General features: G+C 65.7%; 18 protein-coding genes and 1 tRNA gene. 11 read left to right on the forward strand and 8 right to left on the reverse strand.

All coding sequences use genetic code 11. The features are described from left to right. Positions 1-254: 254 nt before the first annotated feature. Positions 255-743, forward strand: coding sequence for a hypothetical protein (locus DBZ45_RS12585; protein WP_111904247.1), 489 nt, complete (start codon positions 255-257; stop codon positions 741-743). A gap of 7 nt (positions 744-750) precedes the next feature. Here DBZ45_RS12585 and DBZ45_RS12590 read toward each other — a convergent pair whose 3' ends face one another. Then, the gene (locus DBZ45_RS12590) at positions 751-1,764 is read right to left on the reverse strand and encodes a LacI family DNA-binding transcriptional regulator (RefSeq protein ID WP_111904248.1); all 1,014 of its coding nucleotides are present in this window, start codon (positions 1,762-1,764) and stop codon (positions 751-753) included. Between the two features lie 3 nt (positions 1,765-1,767). Continuing rightward, positions 1,768-3,519: a glycoside hydrolase family 13 protein gene (locus DBZ45_RS12595; protein ID WP_111904249.1), complete on the reverse strand. Its 1,752-nt coding sequence runs from the start codon at positions 3,517-3,519 to the stop codon at positions 1,768-1,770. Positions 3,520-3,743: 224 nt separating this feature from the next. On the opposite strand from DBZ45_RS12595, the gene DBZ45_RS12600 reads away from it, so the two are divergent. Further along, positions 3,744-5,114, forward strand: a complete 1,371-nt coding sequence (locus DBZ45_RS12600; RefSeq protein ID WP_111904250.1) for an FAD-binding oxidoreductase — start codon at positions 3,744-3,746, stop codon at positions 5,112-5,114. Positions 5,115-5,188: 74 nt separating this feature from the next. Here the strand turns inward: DBZ45_RS12600 and DBZ45_RS12605 are convergent, their stop codons facing one another. The 4 genes from DBZ45_RS12605 to DBZ45_RS12620 all read right to left on the reverse strand — a co-directional run bounded on the left by DBZ45_RS12605 (position 5,189) and on the right by DBZ45_RS12620 (position 10,493). After that, positions 5,189-6,607 carry a DUF4032 domain-containing protein gene (locus DBZ45_RS12605; protein ID WP_111904251.1) on the reverse strand — a complete coding sequence of 473 codons (1,419 nt, stop codon included), beginning with the start codon at positions 6,605-6,607 and terminating at the stop codon, positions 5,189-5,191. A gap of 228 nt (positions 6,608-6,835) precedes the next feature. Then, positions 6,836-7,918 (reverse strand): ABC transporter ATP-binding protein, encoded by a 1,083-nt coding sequence (locus DBZ45_RS12610; protein ID WP_111904252.1) that lies wholly within the window; start codon positions 7,916-7,918, stop codon positions 6,836-6,838. Positions 7,919-8,149: 231 nt separating this feature from the next. Beyond that, complete coding sequence (otsB, locus tag DBZ45_RS12615; protein WP_111904253.1) at positions 8,150-8,977, reverse strand: trehalose-phosphatase; 828 nt, start codon at positions 8,975-8,977, stop codon at positions 8,150-8,152. Further along, on the reverse strand, positions 8,967-10,493 hold the full coding sequence (locus tag DBZ45_RS12620; protein WP_111904254.1) for an alpha,alpha-trehalose-phosphate synthase (UDP-forming): 1,527 nt from the start codon (positions 10,491-10,493) through the stop codon (positions 8,967-8,969). The genes otsB and DBZ45_RS12620 overlap by 11 nt, the downstream gene beginning before the upstream one ends. A 179-nt stretch (positions 10,494-10,672) precedes the next feature. On the opposite strand from DBZ45_RS12620, the gene DBZ45_RS12625 reads away from it, so the two are divergent. From DBZ45_RS12625 to DBZ45_RS12650, 6 genes are all read left to right on the forward strand, one after another. Further along, the gene (locus DBZ45_RS12625) at positions 10,673-11,563 is read left to right on the forward strand and encodes a DsbA family protein (RefSeq protein ID WP_111904255.1); all 891 of its coding nucleotides are present in this window, start codon (positions 10,673-10,675) and stop codon (positions 11,561-11,563) included. A 159-nt stretch (positions 11,564-11,722) separates the two neighbouring features. After that, positions 11,723-11,799, forward strand: a tRNA-Thr gene (locus DBZ45_RS12630). Positions 11,800-12,419: 620 nt separating this feature from the next. Continuing rightward, positions 12,420-13,805: a protoporphyrinogen/coproporphyrinogen oxidase gene (locus DBZ45_RS12635; protein ID WP_111904256.1), complete on the forward strand. Its 1,386-nt coding sequence runs from the start codon at positions 12,420-12,422 to the stop codon at positions 13,803-13,805. 66 nt (positions 13,806-13,871) lie between these two features. Continuing rightward, positions 13,872-14,765, forward strand: coding sequence for a 4-hydroxy-tetrahydrodipicolinate synthase (gene dapA, locus DBZ45_RS12640; RefSeq protein ID WP_111904257.1), 894 nt, complete (start codon positions 13,872-13,874; stop codon positions 14,763-14,765). A 3-nt stretch (positions 14,766-14,768) separates the two neighbouring features. After that, positions 14,769-16,262 (forward strand): aldehyde dehydrogenase family protein, encoded by a 1,494-nt coding sequence (locus DBZ45_RS12645; protein WP_111904258.1) that lies wholly within the window; start codon positions 14,769-14,771, stop codon positions 16,260-16,262. A gap of 319 nt (positions 16,263-16,581) precedes the next feature. Next, a complete protein-coding gene (locus DBZ45_RS12650; RefSeq protein WP_223257051.1) occupies positions 16,582-17,844 on the forward strand; it encodes an MFS transporter in 1,263 nt (420 codons plus the stop codon). Between the two features lie 90 nt (positions 17,845-17,934). Here DBZ45_RS12650 and DBZ45_RS12655 read toward each other — a convergent pair whose 3' ends face one another. Continuing rightward, on the reverse strand, positions 17,935-18,282 hold the full coding sequence (locus tag DBZ45_RS12655; RefSeq protein ID WP_111904260.1) for a hypothetical protein: 348 nt from the start codon (positions 18,280-18,282) through the stop codon (positions 17,935-17,937). A 167-nt stretch (positions 18,283-18,449) separates the two neighbouring features. Here DBZ45_RS12655 and DBZ45_RS12660 point away from each other — a divergent pair, with 167 nt between their 5' ends. From DBZ45_RS12660 to DBZ45_RS12670, 3 genes are all read left to right on the forward strand, one after another. After that, positions 18,450-18,677, forward strand: coding sequence for a hypothetical protein (locus tag DBZ45_RS12660; RefSeq protein ID WP_223257052.1), 228 nt, complete (start codon positions 18,450-18,452; stop codon positions 18,675-18,677). Between the two features lie 103 nt (positions 18,678-18,780). Further along, positions 18,781-19,083, forward strand: a complete 303-nt coding sequence (locus DBZ45_RS12665; RefSeq protein WP_102973153.1) for a DUF4193 domain-containing protein — start codon at positions 18,781-18,783, stop codon at positions 19,081-19,083. Between the two features lie 330 nt (positions 19,084-19,413). Continuing rightward, entirely contained in the window at positions 19,414-19,962 is a 549-nt protein-coding gene (locus DBZ45_RS12670) for an AMIN-like domain-containing (lipo)protein (protein ID WP_111904261.1), read from the forward strand. 154 nt (positions 19,963-20,116) lie between these two features. Here DBZ45_RS12670 and DBZ45_RS12675 read toward each other — a convergent pair whose 3' ends face one another. Continuing rightward, positions 20,117-21,679, reverse strand: coding sequence for an APC family permease (locus tag DBZ45_RS12675; RefSeq protein ID WP_111904262.1), 1,563 nt, complete (start codon positions 21,677-21,679; stop codon positions 20,117-20,119). Between the last annotated feature and the right edge of the window lie 8 nt (positions 21,680-21,687).

Consider the following 21,687-nt stretch of genomic DNA (forward strand, 5'->3'; position numbering starts at 1 on the left):
GCTAAGACCCACAGCGCCGATGGTACTGCACCCGGGAGGGTGTGGGAGAGTAGGTCACCGCCGGACACTATTTACGGCTCAGGCCCCGACGATAACGTCGGGGCCTGACCCTTTTAAAACCCCCAGCCAGTCACTGGCAGGAGCCCGGGCCCGGCCGGCTCAACAGCGGCCTCATCGCGGCCCTGGGCGCCGGTTGGGGTTGAAGCGACGATGCGTGAGGAAGCGTCCGGTCGGGGCCGGTAAGGTTGGTAGCCATGGAAAATCTCTTCAGCCACGCCGCCGGCAACGAAGCGCCTGAGCCCGCCGTCAACCTAGGCCCGGTCATCTGCAGTGCTGTTGTTCCCGGGCCTGTGTCCCGCGCATTCATGGGGTTCACCGACCACACTCATCTCTGGTGGCCTATGGATACCAACAGTGTGTATGGGCCGGGCTCCTACGTGGAGTTCGAGGAGAACCTCGTCCTGGAGTCAGCCGAGGACGGCCGCAGCACCGTCTGGGGAACCATTGACGACTGGCAGCCTCCGCTGTCCTTCCACGCGTCCTGGTACCCCGGCAGCACCGCCCTGTGGTCGACCGAGCTGCGCGTCGTGTTCCGCGGCGTGGAGGAAGGTACCGAGCTGCGTATCGTCCATGACGGCTGGGAAGGGGCCGAGGATCCTGCCGGCACCCGGGCCGCCTGGGAGAAGGACTGGCCGGAAGTTCTGAACCGGTACGTAAGGTTCATGGGCGGCGCCGCAGAGTAGCGGCAAGCTAGGCCGGCGGCACTGCCGTGCTCCGCCGAATGGCAAACCGAGTTGGGTATTCGGTGTCCACAACGGCCCGTTCCGTCCCGCCGTCGAACCCCTCGAGCAGCAGGCTTACAGCCAGGGCGCCCTGGCCGCGCGGATCCTGATCGATCGTGGTCAGGCCGAACAGGTCTCCCAGTTCGTGCCCGTCCATGCCGAGTACTGACAGGTCTTCCGGCACCCGGAGCCCAAAGTCTCTGGCCGCCAGTATGGTGCCAATCGCCATTTCGTCCGAAGCTGCAAAGACGGCCGTGGGCCGTTCCGAAGTTCCACCCAGCAGATCCCGTGCCACGGCGTAGGCACCCTCGATGGTGAAGTCCGCCTTGACCACCCACGACGGCCGCACCGGTAGTCCTGCAGCCATCATCGCCTTCTCAAATCCCGCACGCCGGGTGCGCGGGATCCTGAAGTCCTGCTCGTACACCGAGTCGCCCGTGATGTGCGCGATCCGGCTGTGGCCGAGCCGGATCAGGTGGTTGGTGGCCGACTCCGCCAGTCCGTGGTCGTCTATGCGGATGGTGGAGGCCCCGGGCAACGGTCCGCCGATGCCCACCAGCGGCCGCTGGATGGCCAGCATCTGGCCGATCTCGTCCTCCGTCAGCGCCAGTGCCACTGCAATGACCGCATCCACGCGTTTCCGCAGCAGGAAGTCCTGGAGAATGCTCCGGCGCCGGACCGCCCCCTCCGTGATGTTGTAGAGCGTCAGGTCATAGCCGGCGTCGAGGAGGGCTGCTGATACGCCCTCCACCACCGAGGCGAAGTACCAGCGGCGGACGGTGGGGACCACGAGGCCGATGTTGCGGGTACGGCCGGAGGCGAGGCTGGATGCCTGGTAGGAGGGCACGAATCCCAGTTCGGCCGCGGCGGCCCGGGCACGCTCCCGGCTCGCCGGCGACACGGGCCCCTTGCCGCTCAAGGCGCGCGAAACGGTGGCTATGGAAAGCCCGGCCCGTTCCGCAACCTCCTTGATGCCGGCCATGTCTCAGCTCGCCGGTGCCTCTGCAGAAATCCGTAGCCAGACGGTTTCACCCGGGCCCAGTCCAAACCGCCGGTCCTCCTCGCCAAGGCCCACGCGCGACGAGCTGCGGAGCACAACCTCGCCGGAGGGCAGTTCCAGAGGGTCAGGACCCGTGTTCATGACCACCAGAATGTCCCCGTTGAGGAATGCCAGGGAGGACGCGGTGCACCATTCCTCCGCCCACGCGAGGGAACCGCGTCCAAGGTCCAGTTCCCGGCGGACAGTCAGCATGCGGCGGTACAGGTTCAAGTGCGACGACGGGTCCCCGGCCTGGGCATCCCGCGCCAGTTTCGTGAAGCTCTCCGGCTGCGGGAGCCAGGGCTCGTCGCCGTCGCCGAAGCCGCTGTGACGCTCGGATGCCTTCCACGGCAGCGGGACCCGGCATCCATCGCGTCCCAGCCGGGCGCCGCCGGTCCGCGCAAATGTCGGATCCTGCCGCTGGTGGCCCGGGATGTCGATGCCGTCGGGCAGTCCGAGCTCTTCGCCCTGGTACAGGTAGGCGCCGCCCGGCAGCCCCAGCATGAAGAGGGACGCAGCGGCGGCCCGGGTCCTGCCCAGTTCCTCGTCCGGCTGGGGGTCCTCGGGGCCGATGCCGTCACCGTCCCGGGGCCCGGACCAGTCGTACCCGAAGCGGGTGGCGTGCCGGACGACGTCGTGATTGGACAGCACCCAGGTGCTGGGCGCACCCACGGCATCCAGGGACGTCAGGGACTCAGTCACGATGTGGCGCAGGCGGGGGAGGTCCAGCCCCGCGTGGAGGTAGGGGAAGTTGAAGGCCTGGTGCATTTCGTCGGGCCGGACCCAGTGGGCCAGCCGCGGCAGGGGGTCCACGTTGGCTTCCGCGCAGAGGATGCGGTCGGGTCCGTACTCCTCGAGAATCCGGCGCCACGCACGGTAAATATCGTGCAGGGCCGGCTGGCCGAACATCGGTGCCTCGTGTCCGGGGAAGCCGTCGGAGCTGCTGCCGTCTGCCCGCCCGCCCCAGGCGGGAAGGCCCGGGGCCTTGACCAGGGCGTGCGCAACGTCCACGCGGAAGCCGGAGACGCCCCGGTCCAGCCAGAAGCGCAGGATGCGTTCGAACTCGTCATGTACGGCCTGGTTGTCCCAGTTGAAGTCGGGCTGCGATGAATCAAAGAGGTGCAGGTACCACTGGCCCGGAGCGCCATCGGGCTCGGTGATCCGGGTCCAGGCGGAGCCACCGAAGTGCGATTCCCAGTTGTTGGGAGGTTCGTTGCCCTCGGCGCCCTGGCCGTCCCGGAAGATGAACATGTCCCGCTCGGGGCTGCCCGCGCCGGCCGCCAGCGCAGCCTGGAAATCGCGGTGCTGGTCCGAGCAGTGGTTAGGGACCAAGTCCACTATGACGCGCAGGCCCAGGCGATTCGCCTCAGCCACCATGCCGTCGAAGTCCCCGAGCGTGCCGAAGATCGGGTCGACGTCGCAGTAGTCGCTGACGTCGTATCCGGCATCGCGCTGCGGCGAGCGGTAGAAGGGCGAGAGCCAGACGGCGTCCACGTTGAGCTCGGCAAGCTGCGGCATCTCGGCGGTGATCCCCGCGAGGTCACCGATGCCGTCGCCGTTCATGTCCCGGAAGGAGCGCGGGTACACCTGGTAAATGACAGCTGATCGCCACCAGCCGTGCGCGTTGTCCGGGGCGTGGATGGGCGTCAGGGAGCCAGCCAGCGGCGACGCCGAGAGCAGAAACGAGTCAACAGACATTGGCCAATCCTAAAGGCAGGAGGGCAGGGAATGAAAGCGCTTACACCGTTCAAATGATTGACAATTGGCGTCATGCGATGGAGCCATTCGGTCACGCCAAGAAACGGAATTGGAAACGCTTCCAGCGTCGAGGCCCAACAGCCCCTCCTGCGACCGAGCCAAAGGGCCGTGGGCGTGCTCCACATGACATCTAGACTGAAGCAAAGTGATTGGACGGGAGACACATGGGCAGCTTCGCCGACGAACTGACATCAATCCTGGGGCCGCGGAAGGTGCTCCGGGGCGACGCCGCACTCGCGGTTTACGCGGTGGACCAGGCTCCCGTGGTGGACTACCGGCTGCCCGCCGCCGTGGTTCTGGCGGAGTCCGTCGATGACGTCCAGGCCACAGTCAAGGCCTGTGCCGCCCGGAACGTGCCGCTGGTGCCCCGCGGCGCGGGGACCGGAGTCTCGGGCGGCGCCCATGCCAGCGAGGGGTGCGTTGTCCTTGGCCTGGAACGGATGAACCGCATTCTGGAGCTCAACGCGGATGACGAGACCGCCGTCGTCGAGCCTGGCGTCATCAACGCCGACCTGAACGACGCCGCCGCGGTGCACGGGCTCATGTTCGCTCCGGATCCCGCAAGTTTCAGGATCTCCACCATCGGCGGGAACGTGGCCACCAACGCCGGAGGCCTGCGGTGTGCAAAATACGGCGTGACCCGGGATTCGGTGCTGGCCCTGGACATGGTCCTTGCGGATGGCTCGCTGCTGCATACCGGGCACCAGACCTTCAAAGGCGTGGCGGGCTACGACCTGACCGGGCTGTTCGTGGGGTCGGAGGGCACGCTGGGAATCGTGGTCGGCGCGACCGTCCGGCTCAAGTACCTGCCCCGCGAGGTGCACACCATCGCCGCCTTCTACCCCGGATTCCGGCAGGCGGCGGCCGGTGTGCTCGCCGTGGGCAAGGCCCGCGTGCAGCCTGCCATCATGGAACTGCTCGACGGCGGATCGCTGGCCCAGCTGGACGAGCTGCACGGCTCGGATCTCGCCTCGCGCGGAGCTTCGCTGCTCCTGGTCCAGACGGACGGCTTCGGGGCGGCGGCGGAGGCCGACGTCGTGCGTGAAGTGCTGGCGGCCGGCGGCGCGGTGGTGACCACCGAGGCCAGCGCCGAGGCGGAACAGCTGGTGGAACTGCGGCGAAACAGCAGGGGCGTCGAGGTGGACGACCAGTACCGCGTGGGCGAGGACGTTGCCGTGCCGCGTTCGAGGCTGGTGGACTACGTGGCGGCGCTTGAGGCCCTGGCCGAGGCCCACGATGTCAGGCTGAAGGTGGTGGCCCACGCGGGGGACGGGAACCTGCACCCCACGTTCTGGATCGAACGCGTGAACGACGAGGTGGACGCCGGCGCCATGCTTCGCCTGAACACGGCACTCGACGCATCAATCGTGGCAGCCCTGGAAATGGGCGGGACCATCACGGGCGAGCACGGTGTGGGGCAGTACAAGCTGCGCTGGCTGGGTCTCGAGCAGCCGGAGCCGCTCCGCGAGCTGCAGCGCCGGGTCAAGAATCTCTTCGATCCCGCCGGCATCCTGAACCCGGGCAAGGCGATCTAGGGCAAGGCGCTCTAGGACAGGGCTAAAGCCCGCCGGGCGCCGCAAAATTTAGGGTCCGCCGGGCCGCCATTGCCTCAGTCGTCGGCGTCGGGATAGTCGTCCTCGGACTCATCGGCGCCGTACCGGGATTCCTCGGTCTCCACGGCGAGGATCTTCAGCAGCTCCGTGTCCGGGTTCAGCATGATGGCGGCCTCGTCGCGGCGGTGGCGCAGGATCGAGTCGATGTAGGACTGGACGGCCTCGGCCAGCGGGATGTGCCGTTCCTGCTTTTCGGACATGTACCAGCGGTGCTCCAGCACCTCGTGCACGGCTTCGGCTGGTTCGAGCTTCCCGGAGAGGTCGCGGGGGATGGACCTGACGATCGGCTCGAAGATCTGGCTGACCCACAGGTGCGCGCTGTATTCCTCGTCCATCTCCGGGTTGTTGTCGGCGCGGAAGGTGTCCATGTCGTTGAGCAGGCGGCGGGCCTGGTTCTCCTGGGCGTCGAGGCCCGTCAGGCGCAGCAGGCGGCGCATGTGGTGGCCGGCGTCGACCACCTTCGGCTGCAGCTGGATGGTGGAACCGTTCTGGGTGGTTTTGATCGCGTACTCTTCGACGTCGAAGCCGAGCTCGTTGAGCCGGCGGATACGGGCGCCGACGCGCCAGCGCTCGCCCAGTTCGAAGGATTCCTTGGCGGTCAGCTCGGTCCACAGGCGCCGGTAGCTTTCCATGATGAGTTCGCTGGTGGCCACGGGGTCCACCTTCTCCTCGATCAGCCCGCCGTCGAGGAGGTCCATGAGTTCGCCGGCGATGTTGACGCGGGCGATCTCCAGATCGTATTCGCGCTGGCCGGTGGACAGGTCCGGGTACAGCTCGCCGGTTTCGGCGTCCACCAGGTAGGCGGCGAAGGCGCCGGCGTCCCGGCGGAACAGGGTGTTGGAGAGCGAGACGTCGCCCCAGTAGAAGCCGATGAGGTGCAGCCGGACCATCAGCAGCGCCTGGGCGTCGATGAGCCGGGTGAGCGTGTCCTTGCGCAGCATCTGCGAGAAGAGCGCGCGGTACGGCATGGAGAACTTCAGGTGGCGGGTCACGAGGACCGGGTTCAGGGGACGGCCGTCGGGGGTGGTGCGGCCGGTGATGACGGCGACCGGCTCCACGCAGGGCACGTCCAGCCGCGCGAGCTTGCGGAGCATGTGGTACTCGTGGCGGGCCACGTGCTCGGAGGTTTCCTTGATGGCGATGACGGAGCCGCCGAGGTGGGCGAACCGCACGATGTGCCGGGAGATACCGCGGGGGAGCGCGGCGAGGTTTTCCGCAGGCCAGTCCTCGAGCGCTACGTGCCACGGCAGGTCGAGGAGCTCGGGGTCGGCGGCAGCAGCCGTGATGTTGAGGTTGCTGGCGACCGAGGCTGCCTTGTCGTCGTTGGCGCTGGCGGCTTCGAACCGCGGCAGTTTGCCGATCTGCCCGTAGTCGGTGGGTTCATCGTGCCACTGCGCGTTGCGTTCCTCGGTCATGGGTCAATTCTTCCGTATTTTGCGGGGGGTGCCTAAAAGGTGGCAGCGGTTAAAGCCCGACGGCGGCCCTTCCAGTCAGGAGGGCCGCCGCCAGTTTTGTGCAGTTACCTTGGGCCCACGCCGGCAGGGTTCCCTGGCCGAGCGGAGCGAGGCTAGGGTGCCGGTGGGTGGGCCCACGCCGGCAGGGTTCCCTGGCCGAGCGGAGCGAGGCTAGGGAACCGGTGGGGATTAGTCGCCCAGGCGCTCGCCGGTCTTGGTGTCGAACAGGTGCACGTGGCCGGACTGCGGACGGACCCAGAGGGACTCGCCCTTCATCGGGGGGCGTCGGCCGTCGACGCGGGCCACGATGTCGTGGGTCTTGCCGTCCAGCGTGGTGTGGCCGTAGACGTAAGCGTCGGCACCGAGCTCTTCGACGACGTCGACCTCGACCTGGATGCCTTCGCCCTGTGCTGCGGTCTCGAGGTCCTCGGGCCGGCTGCCCAGGGTGACCGTCTGGCCGTGAGCCTCTTCAAGGACGTTGCGCGGCACGGGGTAAACGGTGCCGCCGAACTGGACGCCGCCGTCGACCACGGGAAGTTCCAGCAGGTTCATGGCGGGGGAGCCGATGAAGCCTGCCACGAAGACGTTCTTGGGGCGGTCGTACAGGTTGCGCGGGGTGTCCACCTGCATCAGCAGGCCGTCCTTGAGTACCGCAACGCGGTCGCCCATGGTCATGGCCTCGACCTGGTCGTGGGTCACGTAAACGGTGGTGACGCCCAGACGGCGGGTGAGGGACGCAATCTGGGTGCGGGTCTGGACGCGGAGCTTGGCGTCCAGGTTGGAGAGCGGTTCGTCCATGAGGAAGACCTGCGGGTTACGCACGATGGCGCGGCCCATGGCAACACGCTGGCGCTGGCCGCCGGAGAGTGCCTTGGGCTTGCGGTCAAGGTACTGCTCAAGGTCCAGGAGCTTTGCGGCTTCGCGGACCCGCTCGGCGCGCTCTTCCTTGCTCACGCCGGCGATCTTCAGGGCGAAGCCCATGTTGTCCGCCACGGTCATGTGCGGGTACAGGGCGTAGTTCTGGAAGACCATCGCGATGTCGCGGTCCTTCGGCGGAACGTCGGTGACGTCGCGGTCGCCAATGAGGATCCGGCCGGCGTTGACGTCCTCGAGGCCTGCCAGCATGCGCAGGGAGGTGGACTTACCGCAACCGGAGGGTCCAACGAGGACCAGGAATTCGCCGTCGGCGATTTCGATGTTGAGCTTGTCAACAGCGGGCTTATCAGTGCCCGGGTACAGACGCGTAGCGTTGTCAAAAGTAACTGTTGCCACAGTTATCAATCCCTTCACCGGCAGGTACGTGCCGGACGATCCGTAGTGAATGGTTCATGTAATTCAGTTATGCCCTACATGATGACTCCCCGGCCGGGGCCGAGGAGCATCGAGTGACGCCGCACGGTTCTGTGCGCCACATCACAAAGAAGAGTATGTCAGATTTATCGCGAATCGGACAAAATGTTACGGACGTCACACATGAGATGCGCCACGGCGCCTCCCGCCGCGCTATCCCGGAGTGACGGTCTTCCGGCGTTCCCGCAGCAGCGCCTCGAGTAGTTCTGCGATGTGCACCGGCGCCTCAACCCGGAATTCTGCTTGGGTGAAGTCGAGGCCCACCTTCACGCCGACGTCGTGCTGGCCCAGGCGGGCCAGGGCGTCCTCGTCGGTGGTGTCGTCGCCAGCGAAGAGCACGCCGGTTGCGCCCGTGGCCTGGCGGAGGAAGTCGACGCCCTCGCCCTTGGACGCGTGCACCACGGACGTTTCCAGGACGCGTTTGCCGTTTTTCAGGTAGACGCCGGGCCGGTCCTGGAGCGCGGCGCGGGCCGCGGCAACAGCATCCTCTGCAACATCGTCCGTGGCCAGGCGGGTGTGCAGCACGACGCCGGCGGGCTTTTCCTCCAGGACCGTGCCGGGGGCCAGTTCCGCGATCTCCTTCAGGATGCCCCGGACCTCCTCGAGGAGCGACAGTTGCGCGGGGTCGAGGGTCAGCGGCGCGGAGCCCGGACCCAGCCACGCCTCGGCGCCGTGGCTGCCGATCAGCAGGGTCTCCTCCGGCGGGGAGGCGACCGCCCGCAAACTGTCCAGTGCCCTCCCGGAGATGAGCGCCGTCGTCGTACGCGGTAAAGCGGCCAGTTCGGCGAAGGCGGCAGCCGAGCGGGGGAGCGGGCGCGCGTCCCGGGCGTGGTCCACGATGGGGGAGATGGTGCCGTCGAAGTCCATGGCCACCAGCAGGTGGTCTGTGCCGGCGATGCGGCGCACCGCCTCCAGCAGTTCGGGGGACAGTGTCAGCCGGGTGCGGCCGGCCTCGCCGGTGTGCTCAGCCTCAGGAGTCATCGCGAATTACCTTCTCGTTGAGGGCGTTCAGGAAGTCGGCGGACCAGTGGTCGACGTCGTGGTCCAGGATCTGCTTGCGCATGGAACGCATGCGGCGGGCCGCTTCCTTGGGTGTCATCCTGACGGCCCGCATCACTGCGTCCTTGAGGCCGTCGATGTCGTGCGGGTTCATCAGCAGCGCCTGCTTGAGCTGGTCTGCGGCGCCGGCGAATTCGCTGAGCACCAGCGCGCCGTCATTGCTGGTGCGGGCCGTGACGTACTCCTTGGCGACGAGGTTCATGCCGTCGCGCAGTGCCGTGACCAGCATGACGTCCGCCGCCAGGTAGAGCGCCACCATCTCTTCCACCGGGTAGCTGTGGTGAAGGTAGCGGACGGCCGTGTTCTCGATGGTGTCGTAGGTGCCGTTGATGTGGCCCACGGTACCCTCGACCTCTTCACGCAGGAGCCGGTACTGCTCCACGCGCTCGCGGCTGGGGCTGGCAACCTGGATCAGCGTCGCGTCGCCCACCTTGAGCTTGCCCTCGTTAAGGAGCTCCTCGTAGGCCTTGAGGCGGTGGCCGATGCCCTTCGTGTAGTCCAGCCGGTCCACTCCCAGCAGGATGGTCTTGGGGTTGCCGAGGTCCTGCCGGATCTGGCGGGAGCGTTCGATGATCTCGGGGTTCTTCGCCAGTTCGGTGATGTGCTGGACATCAATGGAAATGGGGAAGGCCTGGGCGCGCGCGATGTGGGTATGTTCGCCGTCGGCGTCCTTGACGTGGACCTGCTGCTGCTTGACGCTGGCCCCGAGGAAGCGCCGGGCCGAGCGCATGAAGTTTCCGGCGTCGCTGCTGCGCTGGAAGCCGACGAGGTCGGCCCCCAGCAGCCCGTCGATGATGGCCTGACGCCAGGGGAGCTGGGCGAAGATCTCCGGCGGCGGGAACGGGATGTGGTTGAAGAATCCGATCTTCAGGTCCGGCCGAGCCTGGCGCAGCATGCGCGGCACCAGCTGGAGCTGGTAGTCCTGCACCCAGACCGTTGCGCCCTCATCGGCAGTACGGACGACGGCGTCAGCGAACCTTCTGTTCACCGTGCGGTAGGCGTCCCACCAGGTCCTGTGAAACTCCGGCGGGGCGATGACATCGTGGTACAGGGGCCACAGCGTCGCGTTGGAAAAGCCCTCGTAATACAGCTCAACGTCATCGCTGCTGAGCTGTACCGGGACGAGGTCCATGCCGCCGTGGCTGAATGGCTCCACTGTCTCATCCGCGGCACCGTGCCAGCCCACCCAGGCGCCGTCCGTTCTGGTCATCATGGGAGCAAGGGCGGTGACCAGGCCGCCGGGGGAGCGCCGCCAGCCGGAGCCGTCGTCCCCCGGCTCGCCGGGGGCGCAGCGGTCCACCGGCAGGCGGTTGGAGACCACCATGAAGTCGTACTTGGTGGCGTCCGTCGGACCGTCCTTGGCAGGGTCCGAGCTGCTGCCGGGCACGGCCGCGCTCTCCGTTTTTGTGTCGGATTTGTCGCTTACAGCTCCGTGCATTGGGGCTCCCTGAGGTTGCTTGTGACTGGCATCAACCCTATCTGGCCGGAATCTTCCGGGCCATTCGTCCGTTGGTCAGGCTGAAGGAAATACTTGAAAGCGCAAGCTCCGGGTTCTCCCCTAAACTGGGGGAGGTGGCCCCGGGTGGTCCGCATCTGTCCGTACGACACGAGGAACTAATGAGCCCCGCAAACGAACCCCGCCAGTCCAAAGCACAACGCACGGCCGACGCCCGCGAGAAAGCCCGCGAAATCCGCGAGGCGCAGCTTAAGAAGGACAAGCGGAACAAACTGCTCATTGGCTGGGGCATCGTGGTCGCCGTCGTGGCCATCCTTGCCGTCGTCGCGCTGGTGGTGACCACCAGCCTTAAGAACAACGCCCCGGTGGCGGACCAGGGCCCCACCCCGGCCAACGGAAACGTCCACGGCGGCGTCACTCTGCTCAAGGGCACCGAAGTGGCAAAGACCGACGCCGCGACCGTGAACGTCGCGGACATTCCGTCGCCCGCGGCTTCGGCACCTGCCACCGTTACGGCCCCCGGCGCGGAAGCAGAAAAGGGCAAGCCGGTGAAGGTTGTCCTCTACATCGACTTCATCTGCCCCGTCTGCAAGAACTTCGAGGCGACATACAACGAGACCCTGACGAAGCTGCGTAACGAAGGCAAGATCACGGTGGAGTACCGCGCCCTGGGCTTCCTGGACACCCGCTCCACCACCAACTATTCCTCCCGTGCAGCCAACGCCGCTGCGTGCGTGGTGAACGAATCCCCGGAGAAGTACTCGGCCTTTGTGGACACCCTGTTCGCCAACCAGCCGGCGGAAGGCGGTGCGGGGCTTTCCGACGACGAACTGAAGAAGCTGGCCACGGACGTGGGCGCCAAGGACATCGGTTCCTGCGTCGAGAACAAGACGTACCGTCCCTGGGTCAAGTACGCCACCCAGGAAGCCGCCGCCATTGGCGTAAGCGGTACACCGACGGTCCTTGTGGACGGCAAGCAGTGGGGCAAGGGCGACAGTGCCCAGACGGAATTCCCGGCCTTCGTCGAGGCAGCCATCAAGGCCAAGGCCTAACGTTCTTTAGGTCAGTGGCCCGGCATCCGGATTTTCCGGGGCCGGGCCACTCTTCTGTTTAACTGGTTGTCTGTTTCTTGCCGGTGCCCGTTTTTACGGGCGGGCGGTCCTTGGGCTAACCTTATCTAGCGCCGTCTCGGCGCCTGCCCTCACGGGTGCGCCTCCTTAGCTCAGTTGGCCAGAGCACCGCTCTTGTAAAGCGGGGGTCGTCGGTTCGAATCCGACAGGGGGCTCCATTTTAGTCTGACCGGCGGGTCCTGTCGCCGTGCGGACGCGCCGAAGGTTTAATCCGGCCCGCAAGGCAATAACCCCACGTTTCACCCCGCGCAGGCGGTCAGCTGCAGGTGCCCCGGAGTTTCCACCTGGCCCCCCATTGTGGTTTTTGTCCGCGGTTATTGCACGGCCGTAGGCGCAACCCCCGCGAGTGCTCAACACCGGAGGACTGCGAAGCGGGCGTCGCTGTCCTGGCAAAGACCATCCTGGAGCTCAGCAAGTAGGGCGGGCACTGGCAGTTCAGGCGCCAACAGCCCATTTTATGGACAAAATTCGGGAGAGTTGAGGGAAGTACGACGCCGGCCGGTCACCTTACGAGGTGGCCGGCCGGCGTCGTTGTGGGGAGGCCTGCACCGGACATGCCGTGGGTGAGGCCGGTGATCTCCCGTCCGGTCCGTAGCACTCCTGCAGGTCCAAAAAAGCTATTGCATTAAACATACAATGATGTATCTTTAATTTGTGACTAGGGGCACACCCCGCCCCAGGAATGCATCACCTCCCATGTCTTCCCCACCGCCGGATGCCTCCTCTGAACTGGCAGCCCCGGCGCCGTGGATCTCCTGAGTAAGAAAGTTCAAAAACCATGAAAGATGTAGTCATCGTCGGCGCTGGACTCGCCGGACTGTCAGCAGCGTGGCGGCTGCGGCACTGGGACACCGTAGTTCTGGAGTCCGAGCACCGCGTCGGCGGGCGGATCCGCTCGGAGCGCCGGGGTGCCTACTGGCTGAACTGGGGCGGTCACGTTTTCGCCGGCCCAGGATCCTCCACCGATTCCCTGCTCAACGAGGTCGGCGTGACCTCCGTCAACATTCCGGGCTCGCTCCAGGCCCTGTCGATGAACGGGAAGTTCATCCGCGAGGGGCACATCGCCACGTATCCCTTCCGCATCCCGATGTCCCTGTCCTCCCGCATCGACACGCTGCGGGCCGGCATGAAGGTGGTCAGCGGCGTCGCCAAGTACACGGGCGTGGTCCGGAAGCGTGCGGGGGAGTCCGGTGCCATGCGGCAGCAGCGCATCTACGACTTCGAGAACGACAGCTCGTTCCAGGACTTCATCGGAGGCCTTTCGGAGGACGCAGCCGCACTCTTTGGGACCACTGTCACCCGCTCGGCCGGTGACATGAACGAGATCTCCGCCGGCGCCGGCATCGGATACTTCAGCCTGGTGCTGGGTATCGGCCAGGGCCTCAGCCAAGGCATCGTCGGTGGCCCGTCCACCCTGACCGAATCGGTCGCAGCCTCACTGGGCGATCGCATCCACCTCGGCGCCACCGTGCAGGAAGTCGTGCACAAGAAGGAATCCGTCGTCGTCCGCTACAGCCAGGGCGGCGTCGACCACGAAGTGGAAGCCCGCTCCGTTGTCCTCGCGACCACCGCCGACGTGACGCACAGGATCGGCGTGGACCTTCCGGAGAACCTGCGCGGTGCACTCAGCCAGATCAAGTACGGACCGCACGTCAGCACAGCGTTCCTGACCAACGAAACCTCGGCCCGCCCCTGGGACGACATCTACGCCATAGCGGCACCCAAGCGCTCGTTCGCGATCGCGCTGAACCAGGCGAGCATCGTCCGTGGCACCGAGTCCGTGCGCAAACCGGGCGGCAGCTTCATGACCTTCTCACCGGCCAGCCTCGGGAAGGCACTGCTGGAGAAGAGCGAAGAGGAAGTCATCAAGACCCACCTCACCGACCTCGACCAGGTCCTCGGCCACGGGTTCGCCGACAGTGTCGTCGAGGCCAAGACCGACCGCTGGAAGGTTGCTTCCCCCTACTGCTTCCCCGGCCGGGCCAAGCTCCAGTCCACACTCATGCGGGGCACCGATCGCGTGTTCCTGGCGGGCGACTACCTCGGAACCCTCTACACCGAAAGCTCCATCACCACCGGGTTCTCGGCAGCCCAGGAGGCCGCAAGCCTGCTCGCCACTCACCGCCAGGCACCGCCGCAGTCCGGCCTCTCGATCGTCGCCTAACAACCATCCTCGCCTGAACCACCGATCGTTCCCCACACCCGCACCACTGAAGAAGAGGAATTATTCATGACCAACGACCTCCGCGGCGTCCTGACCGCACTGTCCACGCCCTTCAAGCAGGATGGCGCCCTCGACGTCGACACCCTGCGGCTCATTGTTGACCGCTCCATCGACGCCGGCGTCGACGGCGTCGTCGCCGCCGGATCGACCGGCGAGGTCGGTGCCCTGTCCTCCGAGGAGCGGCTGCTCCTCATCAACACTGTCATCGAACAGGCGAACGGCCGCGTGCCCGTCATCGCCAACACCGGCGCCACCTCCACCGCCGAGGCCATCCGGCTGTCGCAGGTGGCCGAAAAGGCCGGCGCGGACGTACTCATGCTCATCACGCCGTACTACGAGCCGCTGTCCCTGGAGGAGACGGTCACGTACATCAAGGACGTCGCCCGGGCCATCAGCATTCCGGTGATGCTCTACAACATCCCGGCCGTCACCGGCGTCAACCTGGACCCGGCCACGGTCCGTGCGCTGGCCGAAGAAGTGGACAACATCAAGTACATCAAGGACTCCAGCGCGAACTGGGAACAGGCGCTGCAGCTGATCCACCACCACTCGGACGTCATCGGCACCTTCATCGGCTGGGACGTGTACCTCTACAGCGCACTGGTTGAGGGCGCAGCGGGCGTGATGGCCGGCACCGCCAACGTGGTCCCCAACGAAATCGTGGCCGTCAGCCGCCTGATCGCCGAAGGCGACCTGGCCGGAGCCCTGGAACTGTGGAACGGCGTGTACCCGGTCATCGACGCCCTCCTTTCCGTGCCGTTCATCCCCGCCGTCAAGGCCGGCCTTACCCTGCAAGGCCTTCCGGCCGGCTCGCCCCGGCGCCCCACGGCAGACCTCACCGCCGAGGACCTCGCCCGCGTCGAGCAGGCCCTCTCCGCCCTCAACGTAAAGGTGGGATAGTCCATGGCAACGACAGAAACAGCACTGTTCACCGTCCGCCGGACGGGAGACGCGCCCACGCCGTCCCTCCCGCCTTTCGGGCAGTTCATCGGTGGCAAGTTCGTCCCCTCGATTTCGGATGCCACCGCCGATGTGGTGAATCCGGCCACCGAGGAGACCATCACGCAGGTCCCCTCCGGTTCGGTTGAGGACGTCGACGCCGCCGTCGAGGCTGCCGTCGCGGCCAAGGCAGGCTGGGCAGCGAAGACCCCCAAAGATCGTTCCTCGGTCCTGCTTCGCATCGCGGACATCATCGAGGACAACCGCGAGCTGCTCGAGACCCTCGAAGCTGTCAACACCGGCAAGCCGGCGGCCGTGGCCGAGGACGACATCTCGAGTGCGGTCGACACCTTCCGGTTCTCCGCGGGCGCTGCCCGTGCCTTCACCACGCTCGGCGCTGACGACTACGCGGAGAACCACACCTCGGTGGTCTTCCGCGAACCCGTGGGCGTGGTTGGTGTGATCACCCCATGGAACTACCCGCTGCTGATGGCTGCCTGGAAGATCGCCCCGATCCTCGCCGCCGGCAACACCCTGGTGCTCAAACCGTCGGAACAGACTCCGCTGACCACGCTCAAGCTGGCCGAACTCATCGCCGACGAGGTTCCCGCCGGTGTCCTGAACATCGTCACCGGCTCCGGCAGGGTGGTGGGTAACCGGATTTCGGAGCACCCGGACGTGGACCTCGTCGCCATCACCGGAAGCGTCGGCAGCGGCCAGAAGGTCGCCGAAAGCGCAGCCGCCACCGTCAAGCGCGTTCACCTGGAACTGGGCGGCAAGGCACCCGTCATCGTGTTCGGGGATGCCGACCTGGCGGCCGCAGCCAAGGGCGTGCGCGAAGCCGGGTTCTGGAACGGCGGGCAGGAATGCGGCGCGGCGTGTCGTGTGCTGGTCCATGAGTCGGTCGCGGAGAAGTTCACTGAGCTGCTGGTACGCGAGGTGAGCGAGATCTCGGTCGGCGCACCCGGTGCGGGTGACGACGTCGAGATCGGTTCCATGATCTCCAAGGCCCACTATGAGCGGGTCCTGGCCGCACTTGACGACATCCGCAAGGACGGGCTGACGATCGCCGTCGGCGGCAACGCCCTGGAGGGTCCGGGCTACTTCATCGAACCCACGGTCGTCACGGATGTGCCTGCCGGTGCCGCGATCGCGAGTAACGAGATCTTCGGCCCGGTCGTGTCGGTGGAGACCTTCAGCACCGACGAGGAGGCCATCACGCGGGCGAATGAAACCGTTTTCGGCCTGGCCGCCTCGGTGTGGACCAAGAACTCCGCCCGGTCGCTTTCCGCTCCTCGCCGGCTCGATTTCGGCACTGTCTGGGTCAACTCGCACCTGGTCATTGCCAACGAGATGCCCTGGGGCGGCTTCAAGGGCTCCGGCTACGGCCGGGACCTCTCCATCTACGCCCTGGAGGACTTCTCCCGTACCAAACACGTCATGTACAACCGCGGCTGAGGCCAGCCCGGTCCTTTCGTCACTACCGCCGAACCCAGCCCCGGCCTCATGGTCAGGGCAGGTGGCCCCGGGTAGTCCGCCCTCAAACAGGGCGGACCCCGGAGTCTCTTCCCACACGAACACCCAGCCTTACGCACGCAGTGCCCCTCATTGACCGGGAGGTCAAATTGCGCGAATGCCAGCTTCTCAGTGTCGCGAACACGGCAATATCCGCCTCGTCCATCCCAACCTGCCAGGAGTGACCATGTCATCCATGAAGAACCCAACCGCCCATCGGAGTACGGACTCATCGGCGAGCAAGCGACGCTTCCTAATCAGAATGGTCTCAGTCCTGATCGGCGGCATGGTCCTGGACGGCTACGTCCTGGGCATCATCGGACCGGTGTCGGGGAGGATGGCCGAGGACCTGCAACTCACCGCGTTTTGGCAGGGCCTGATCGCAGCGTCCGCGCTGATCGGCATCCTGATCGGCTCACCGATCGGTGGCTGGGCCTCCGACAAGTGGGGCCGTAAGCCAATTTTCATGTTCGACATCGGCCTGTTCGCTATCGCGTCAGGAATGCAGTTTTTTGTCGACTCGCCGACCTTGCTCATTATTGTGCGGTTGCTGATGGGCATCGCGATCGGCGCCGAGTACGCGGTCGGCTGGCCGCTGATGGCTGAGTTCTCGCCAACGCACCTCCGGGGGCGGCTCATGGCCGCAATGGGGATCGCCTGGTACGGCGGCTTCATGATCGCGTTCCTGATCGGCCATCTGTTGAACGAGTACACGGATCTCAGCTGGCACTTCATCCTGGGGACCAGCACGTTCATCGCGGTGGCCCTCTTCCTGGGCCGGCTCGGCATGCCGGAGTCACCACGGTGGCTGTGGAGCGTAGGCCGCAAGGACGAAGCGCGCGCCCTCGCCTACAAGTACATGCCGGACGACGCGCTTGACGACGTCCAGCACGAGGACGTCCGCAAGGGCAGCTTCGGGATGCTCTTCTCCAAGGAATACTGGCGCTCCACGCTCTTCATCTCCGGGTTCTGGTTCTGCGCCGTGACGCCGTACTTCGCCATCGCCACCTTCGCCGACAGCGTCCTGGAACAGTACGGCCTCGCCGGGGGACTCGCCGGTGGAGTCGGGCTGTCCGCCGTCGCCCTGGCCGGGGTCGTGATCACGTTCCTGCTGATCGAAAAGGCCGGCCGCCGCACCCTGACCGTTCCGCCGCAGTGGCTGTGCGCCGTCGTCCTCGGGATCATCGGCCTGTGGGCCGGAGCGCCGGCGCCCGTCGTGCTCGTCCTCTTCCTGGTCTTCTCGTTCTTCAACGCTGGGTACAACACATTGACGAACGTCTACCCGGGCGAGGTGCTTCCGACGGAGATCCGAGGGATCGGAACAGGCTTCGCAGCCGCCATCAGCCGGGTCGGCGCAGGCATCGGTACCTTCCTGTTGCCGATGTCCATGGAAGCACTCGGGTCCGGCCCGACCATGCTGATTGCCGCCGGTGTCGCACTCGCCGGTGCCGCGCTGTCCCAGTGGCTGGCTCCGGAGACCAAGGGCAAAACGCTCACCGAAGCCGCCGCCGGGTACGCACACTAACGACGGCGTTGCTGAGCCGCAGGAATGCAAACCCCTCCCTTCCGGATCTTCGCCGGCAGGGAGGGGTTTCTTCGTCCGGTGTTAATAGGGCTAGTCCGCGTCAATCTGCTCGAGCAAATCCTTTGCGGCCTTGCGGATGTCGTCGTGGTCGTACTGCGCCGCCCGGCTCTCCAGCGAAATAATGGCGCAGCGGTGGACCTTCCTAAGGTCCCCGAAAGGAAAGCTCACGCTGCCCTTGGTGCCCTCGGATTTCTCCTTATCAATGCCGAGGTGCCAATTCGAGAACTCGTCGAAGCCGTGTTTGTCGATAAAGGAGTTCTCGTCGTCCGCTGACGGCGCGTGCTCACTCCAGTCATCACGGACGTCCCGCTCCACCTTCCCCTTCTTCACGAGGCTGCGTGCGTGCTCCAGTGCCTTGCGGTTCAGTTTCGTCGCCATATGGTGCCTCCTCCTGCTGGGTAGTGAGATCCAGAAAAGGTCAAGGCTAAGACGGACGACGGCGCCCCGCCAGTCCGCTCTGCAGTGCGGCTCATCTGCCGGGAGACTTAACAGCCAGGAGACTGCGCGGAAACGTGCCCACAACACGGGCCGCATAGCTTGGCGCCATGACCATGACAAAGATGCTCACCCGAATGCGTGCGGCGCTCGCGGAATTCCTGCTCTTTCCTCCGGTTCCTGCCACTGCCGAGCAGGCCAGCGATGCCCTTCAGGAAGTCACGCGCTGGGCCTGGCTGCCTCCGCTCAGCGGGGTTGCCGTGGCGGCAGGCCACGCGCCCGGAACCCACCGAAATGACGCCGGGAAGCCCGCGGAACAGGCCGAAAAGACCAATTAGTGTCGCCTTGGCCACACTATTCTTGACGTTGCCGCTTTATGACCTAAACTGCTTCACTGAGGTGCCTGAATGGCGCTGTGCAGCAACGAAAGTGAACAACGCTATGGCTACCGATTACGACGCCCCACGCAAGACAGAAGAAGAGACTCCCTCGGAGTCTCTGGAGGCCCTCCAGGCGTCCCGCGGCGGCGGTGCCCAGACCGCCGTCATCGACCTCGACGAGAACGACACCGCCGAGGGCATCGACCTTCCGGGCGCCGATCTTTCCAACGAGGAACTGACGGTCATCGTCGTTCCCGAGCAGTCCGACGAGTTCACCTGCGGCTCCTGCTTCCTGGTCCGTCACCGGTCCCAGGTAGCCAAGGAAAAGAACGGGCTGAAGTACTGCCACGACTGCGAAGGCTAAATAGCATTCTGCGCATTGCCCGCTTTGCGGCAAGGCAGCCTTCATAGCCAGGCAGCGTTTAAAGCAAAGCCACGCGAGGCGCCGGCTCCCGATGGGGAGGCCGGCGCCTCGCTTTTCCCCACCAACGCCGTTATCCGCGGTAACGGAAACGTGGAGAAAGGGCCACGGACGTCTCTCGATGCCCTGAAAACAACGCCGGGAATTACGGCCCCGTGACCCGGTTTTTGCGATATTAACGGTTGCGCCCCGAACCGGCCACATCCCTCGTTTAGTGCTTTTGGCGCTCCTATTCTGGAGCTATCCAAACACTCACTCGAAAGGGGTGGCCACATGAAAAAAATTCCCGCCTGGCTCACAGTCATCCTTATGGCTGTTGGACTGGGCCTGCTGGCTCCGGGCTCCGCCTCGGCGGCCTCCTACTGCGGGCAGGTGTGGGGCTCGCTGGCGAAGGCAAACCAGACCATGAGCACCGCAGCTGTCACCAATGTCCGCACAGGGCAGCACTACTGCTTCGACCGCCTCGTGATCGATCTCAAGGGCAAAGCCAAGGGCTACAACGTCCGCTACGTATCCAAGGTGGCCCAGGAAGGCTCCGGCCAGCCGATCAAGCTCCGCGGCGGCGCATTCCTGCAGCTCACCATCAACTCGCCGGCCTATGACAATGCCACCGGCAAGGCCACCTTCATCCCGGCCAACCGGTCCGAGGTGACCAAAGTGTCCGGGTACCACACGTTCCGGCAGGTGGCCTGGGCCGGCAGCTTCGAGGGCTACACCACCCTTGGCCTCGGCGTCCGCGCCCGGCTGCCGTTCAAGGTGTACACGCTGGACGGTCCCGGCTCCGGTTCCCGGCTCGTCGTCGACGTCGCGCACTACTGGTGAGATGCCCGCAGTAGGGGAGCACAGCGGCTAAGGGGACAAGGGGGTCCCCATACGTTCAGTTTCCCTGACTGTCAGTTAAAAGCAGCGATGCCCCTCCTCATCCGACCAGTTCAGGCCGGGAGGCGGGGCATCGCTGCTTTTGCACGCGGAAACGCTATTCGGGGACTACCAGCGCGGGGGTGTCCTTGCGGATGGTGTCGCCGCGGAAGTAGCCGGGCCGCAGCCGCGCCATCACCAGCATGAAGACGATTCCGAGGGCCAGGATTCCCACGCCGAGCACAAACACGAGCCCCACGCCGAAGATCTCCGAACCGCTGCCGAACTCGGGCGCCCAGCTGTCCGCGGCCGTCTGGATGAAGACGACGGTGAGGACCAGTCCGCCCAGCATGGGGAACAGCAGCCGCATGAAGAAGTTGCGGGCGCTGGAGAACAGGCTGTGCCGGAAGTACCACGTGCAGGCGAAGGCCGTGAGGCCGTAGTAGAAGCAGATCATCAGGCCCAGCGCCAGGATGGTGTCGTTGAGGACGTTCTCACTGACCACCTTCATGACGGCGTAGAAGCCGCCGGAGATCCCGCCCGCGATCAGCGTGGCGAAGCCGGGGGACCCGAAGCGCTTGCTGACCGACGCGAAACGTGGCGGCAGGGCACCGTAGTGACCCATGGCCAGCAGGCTGCGTGCCGGGGAGGCCATGGTGGACTGCAGGGACGAGGCGGTGCCGGCGAGCACTGCGAGCGACATCAGGATGGCCAGCGGACCCATGACCGGCGAAGCCAGCGCGGCGAAGACATTCGACTGGTTGTCCGGGTTGTTCAGGCCAATGCCGTCGGCGCCGGTGCCTGCCACCATCATGGTGGCCACGATTACGGCGAGGTAGAGGGCCAGGACGGCGATCGCCGTCGTGGTTCCTGCCTTGCCAGCCGTGCCCTTGCCGCCCTTGGTTTCCTCATTCACGGTCAGGCACACGTCCCAGCCCCAGTAGACGAAAACGGCGAGTGACATGCCGGCGGTGAACTGCTCGAAGCTCTCGATCTTGGCGGGATTGAACCAGTCCCAACTGAACGCGAGGGACGGACCGGCGTCACCGGATGCTGCGTGCGTGAGCGCCATGACGATGAAGACGCCCAGGACCAGGACCTGGAAACCGACCAGGCTGTACTGCACGAGCTTGGTGGCGTGCAGGCCGCGGTAGCTGACCCAGACGGCGAGAGCCACGAAGGTGAGGCAGGTGGCAATATTGAGTGCCGTGTTGGAGGTCAGGTCCGCGAGTTCGGGGTTATTGAACACCTGGGCCAGGAAGAGGTAGAAGAAGTCCACCGCGACGCCTGCCAGGTTGGACAAAACAATGATGTTGGCGGCGAGCAGACCCCAGCCGCCCATCCAGCCGACGAAGGGGCCGAACGCCTTTGTGGTCCACGTGAACGTGGTGCCGCTGTCCGGGGAGTCGGCGTTGAGCTCCCGGTAGGCGAACGCCACCAGGATCATCGGGATGAACGCGACGATAAAGATCGCGGGCAGCTGCACGCCCACCGTCCCGACTGCGGGTCCCAGCGAACTGGTGAGGCTGTAGGCGGGAGCCACCGAGGAAATACCCAGGACGACGACGGCCAGGAGGCCCAGCTGGCCGCCTTTAAGGCCCTTCCCGGTGATGCCGTGCGTTGCTTCGCCGGCCGGGGAATTCCCGCCGGGCTGGATGCTCTGACGCGTGGTTTGGCTCATGACTGGCC

The organism is Arthrobacter globiformis (assembly GCF_003261175.1).
GTDB classification, from domain to species: domain Bacteria; phylum Actinomycetota; class Actinomycetes; order Actinomycetales; family Micrococcaceae; genus Arthrobacter; species Arthrobacter globiformis_A.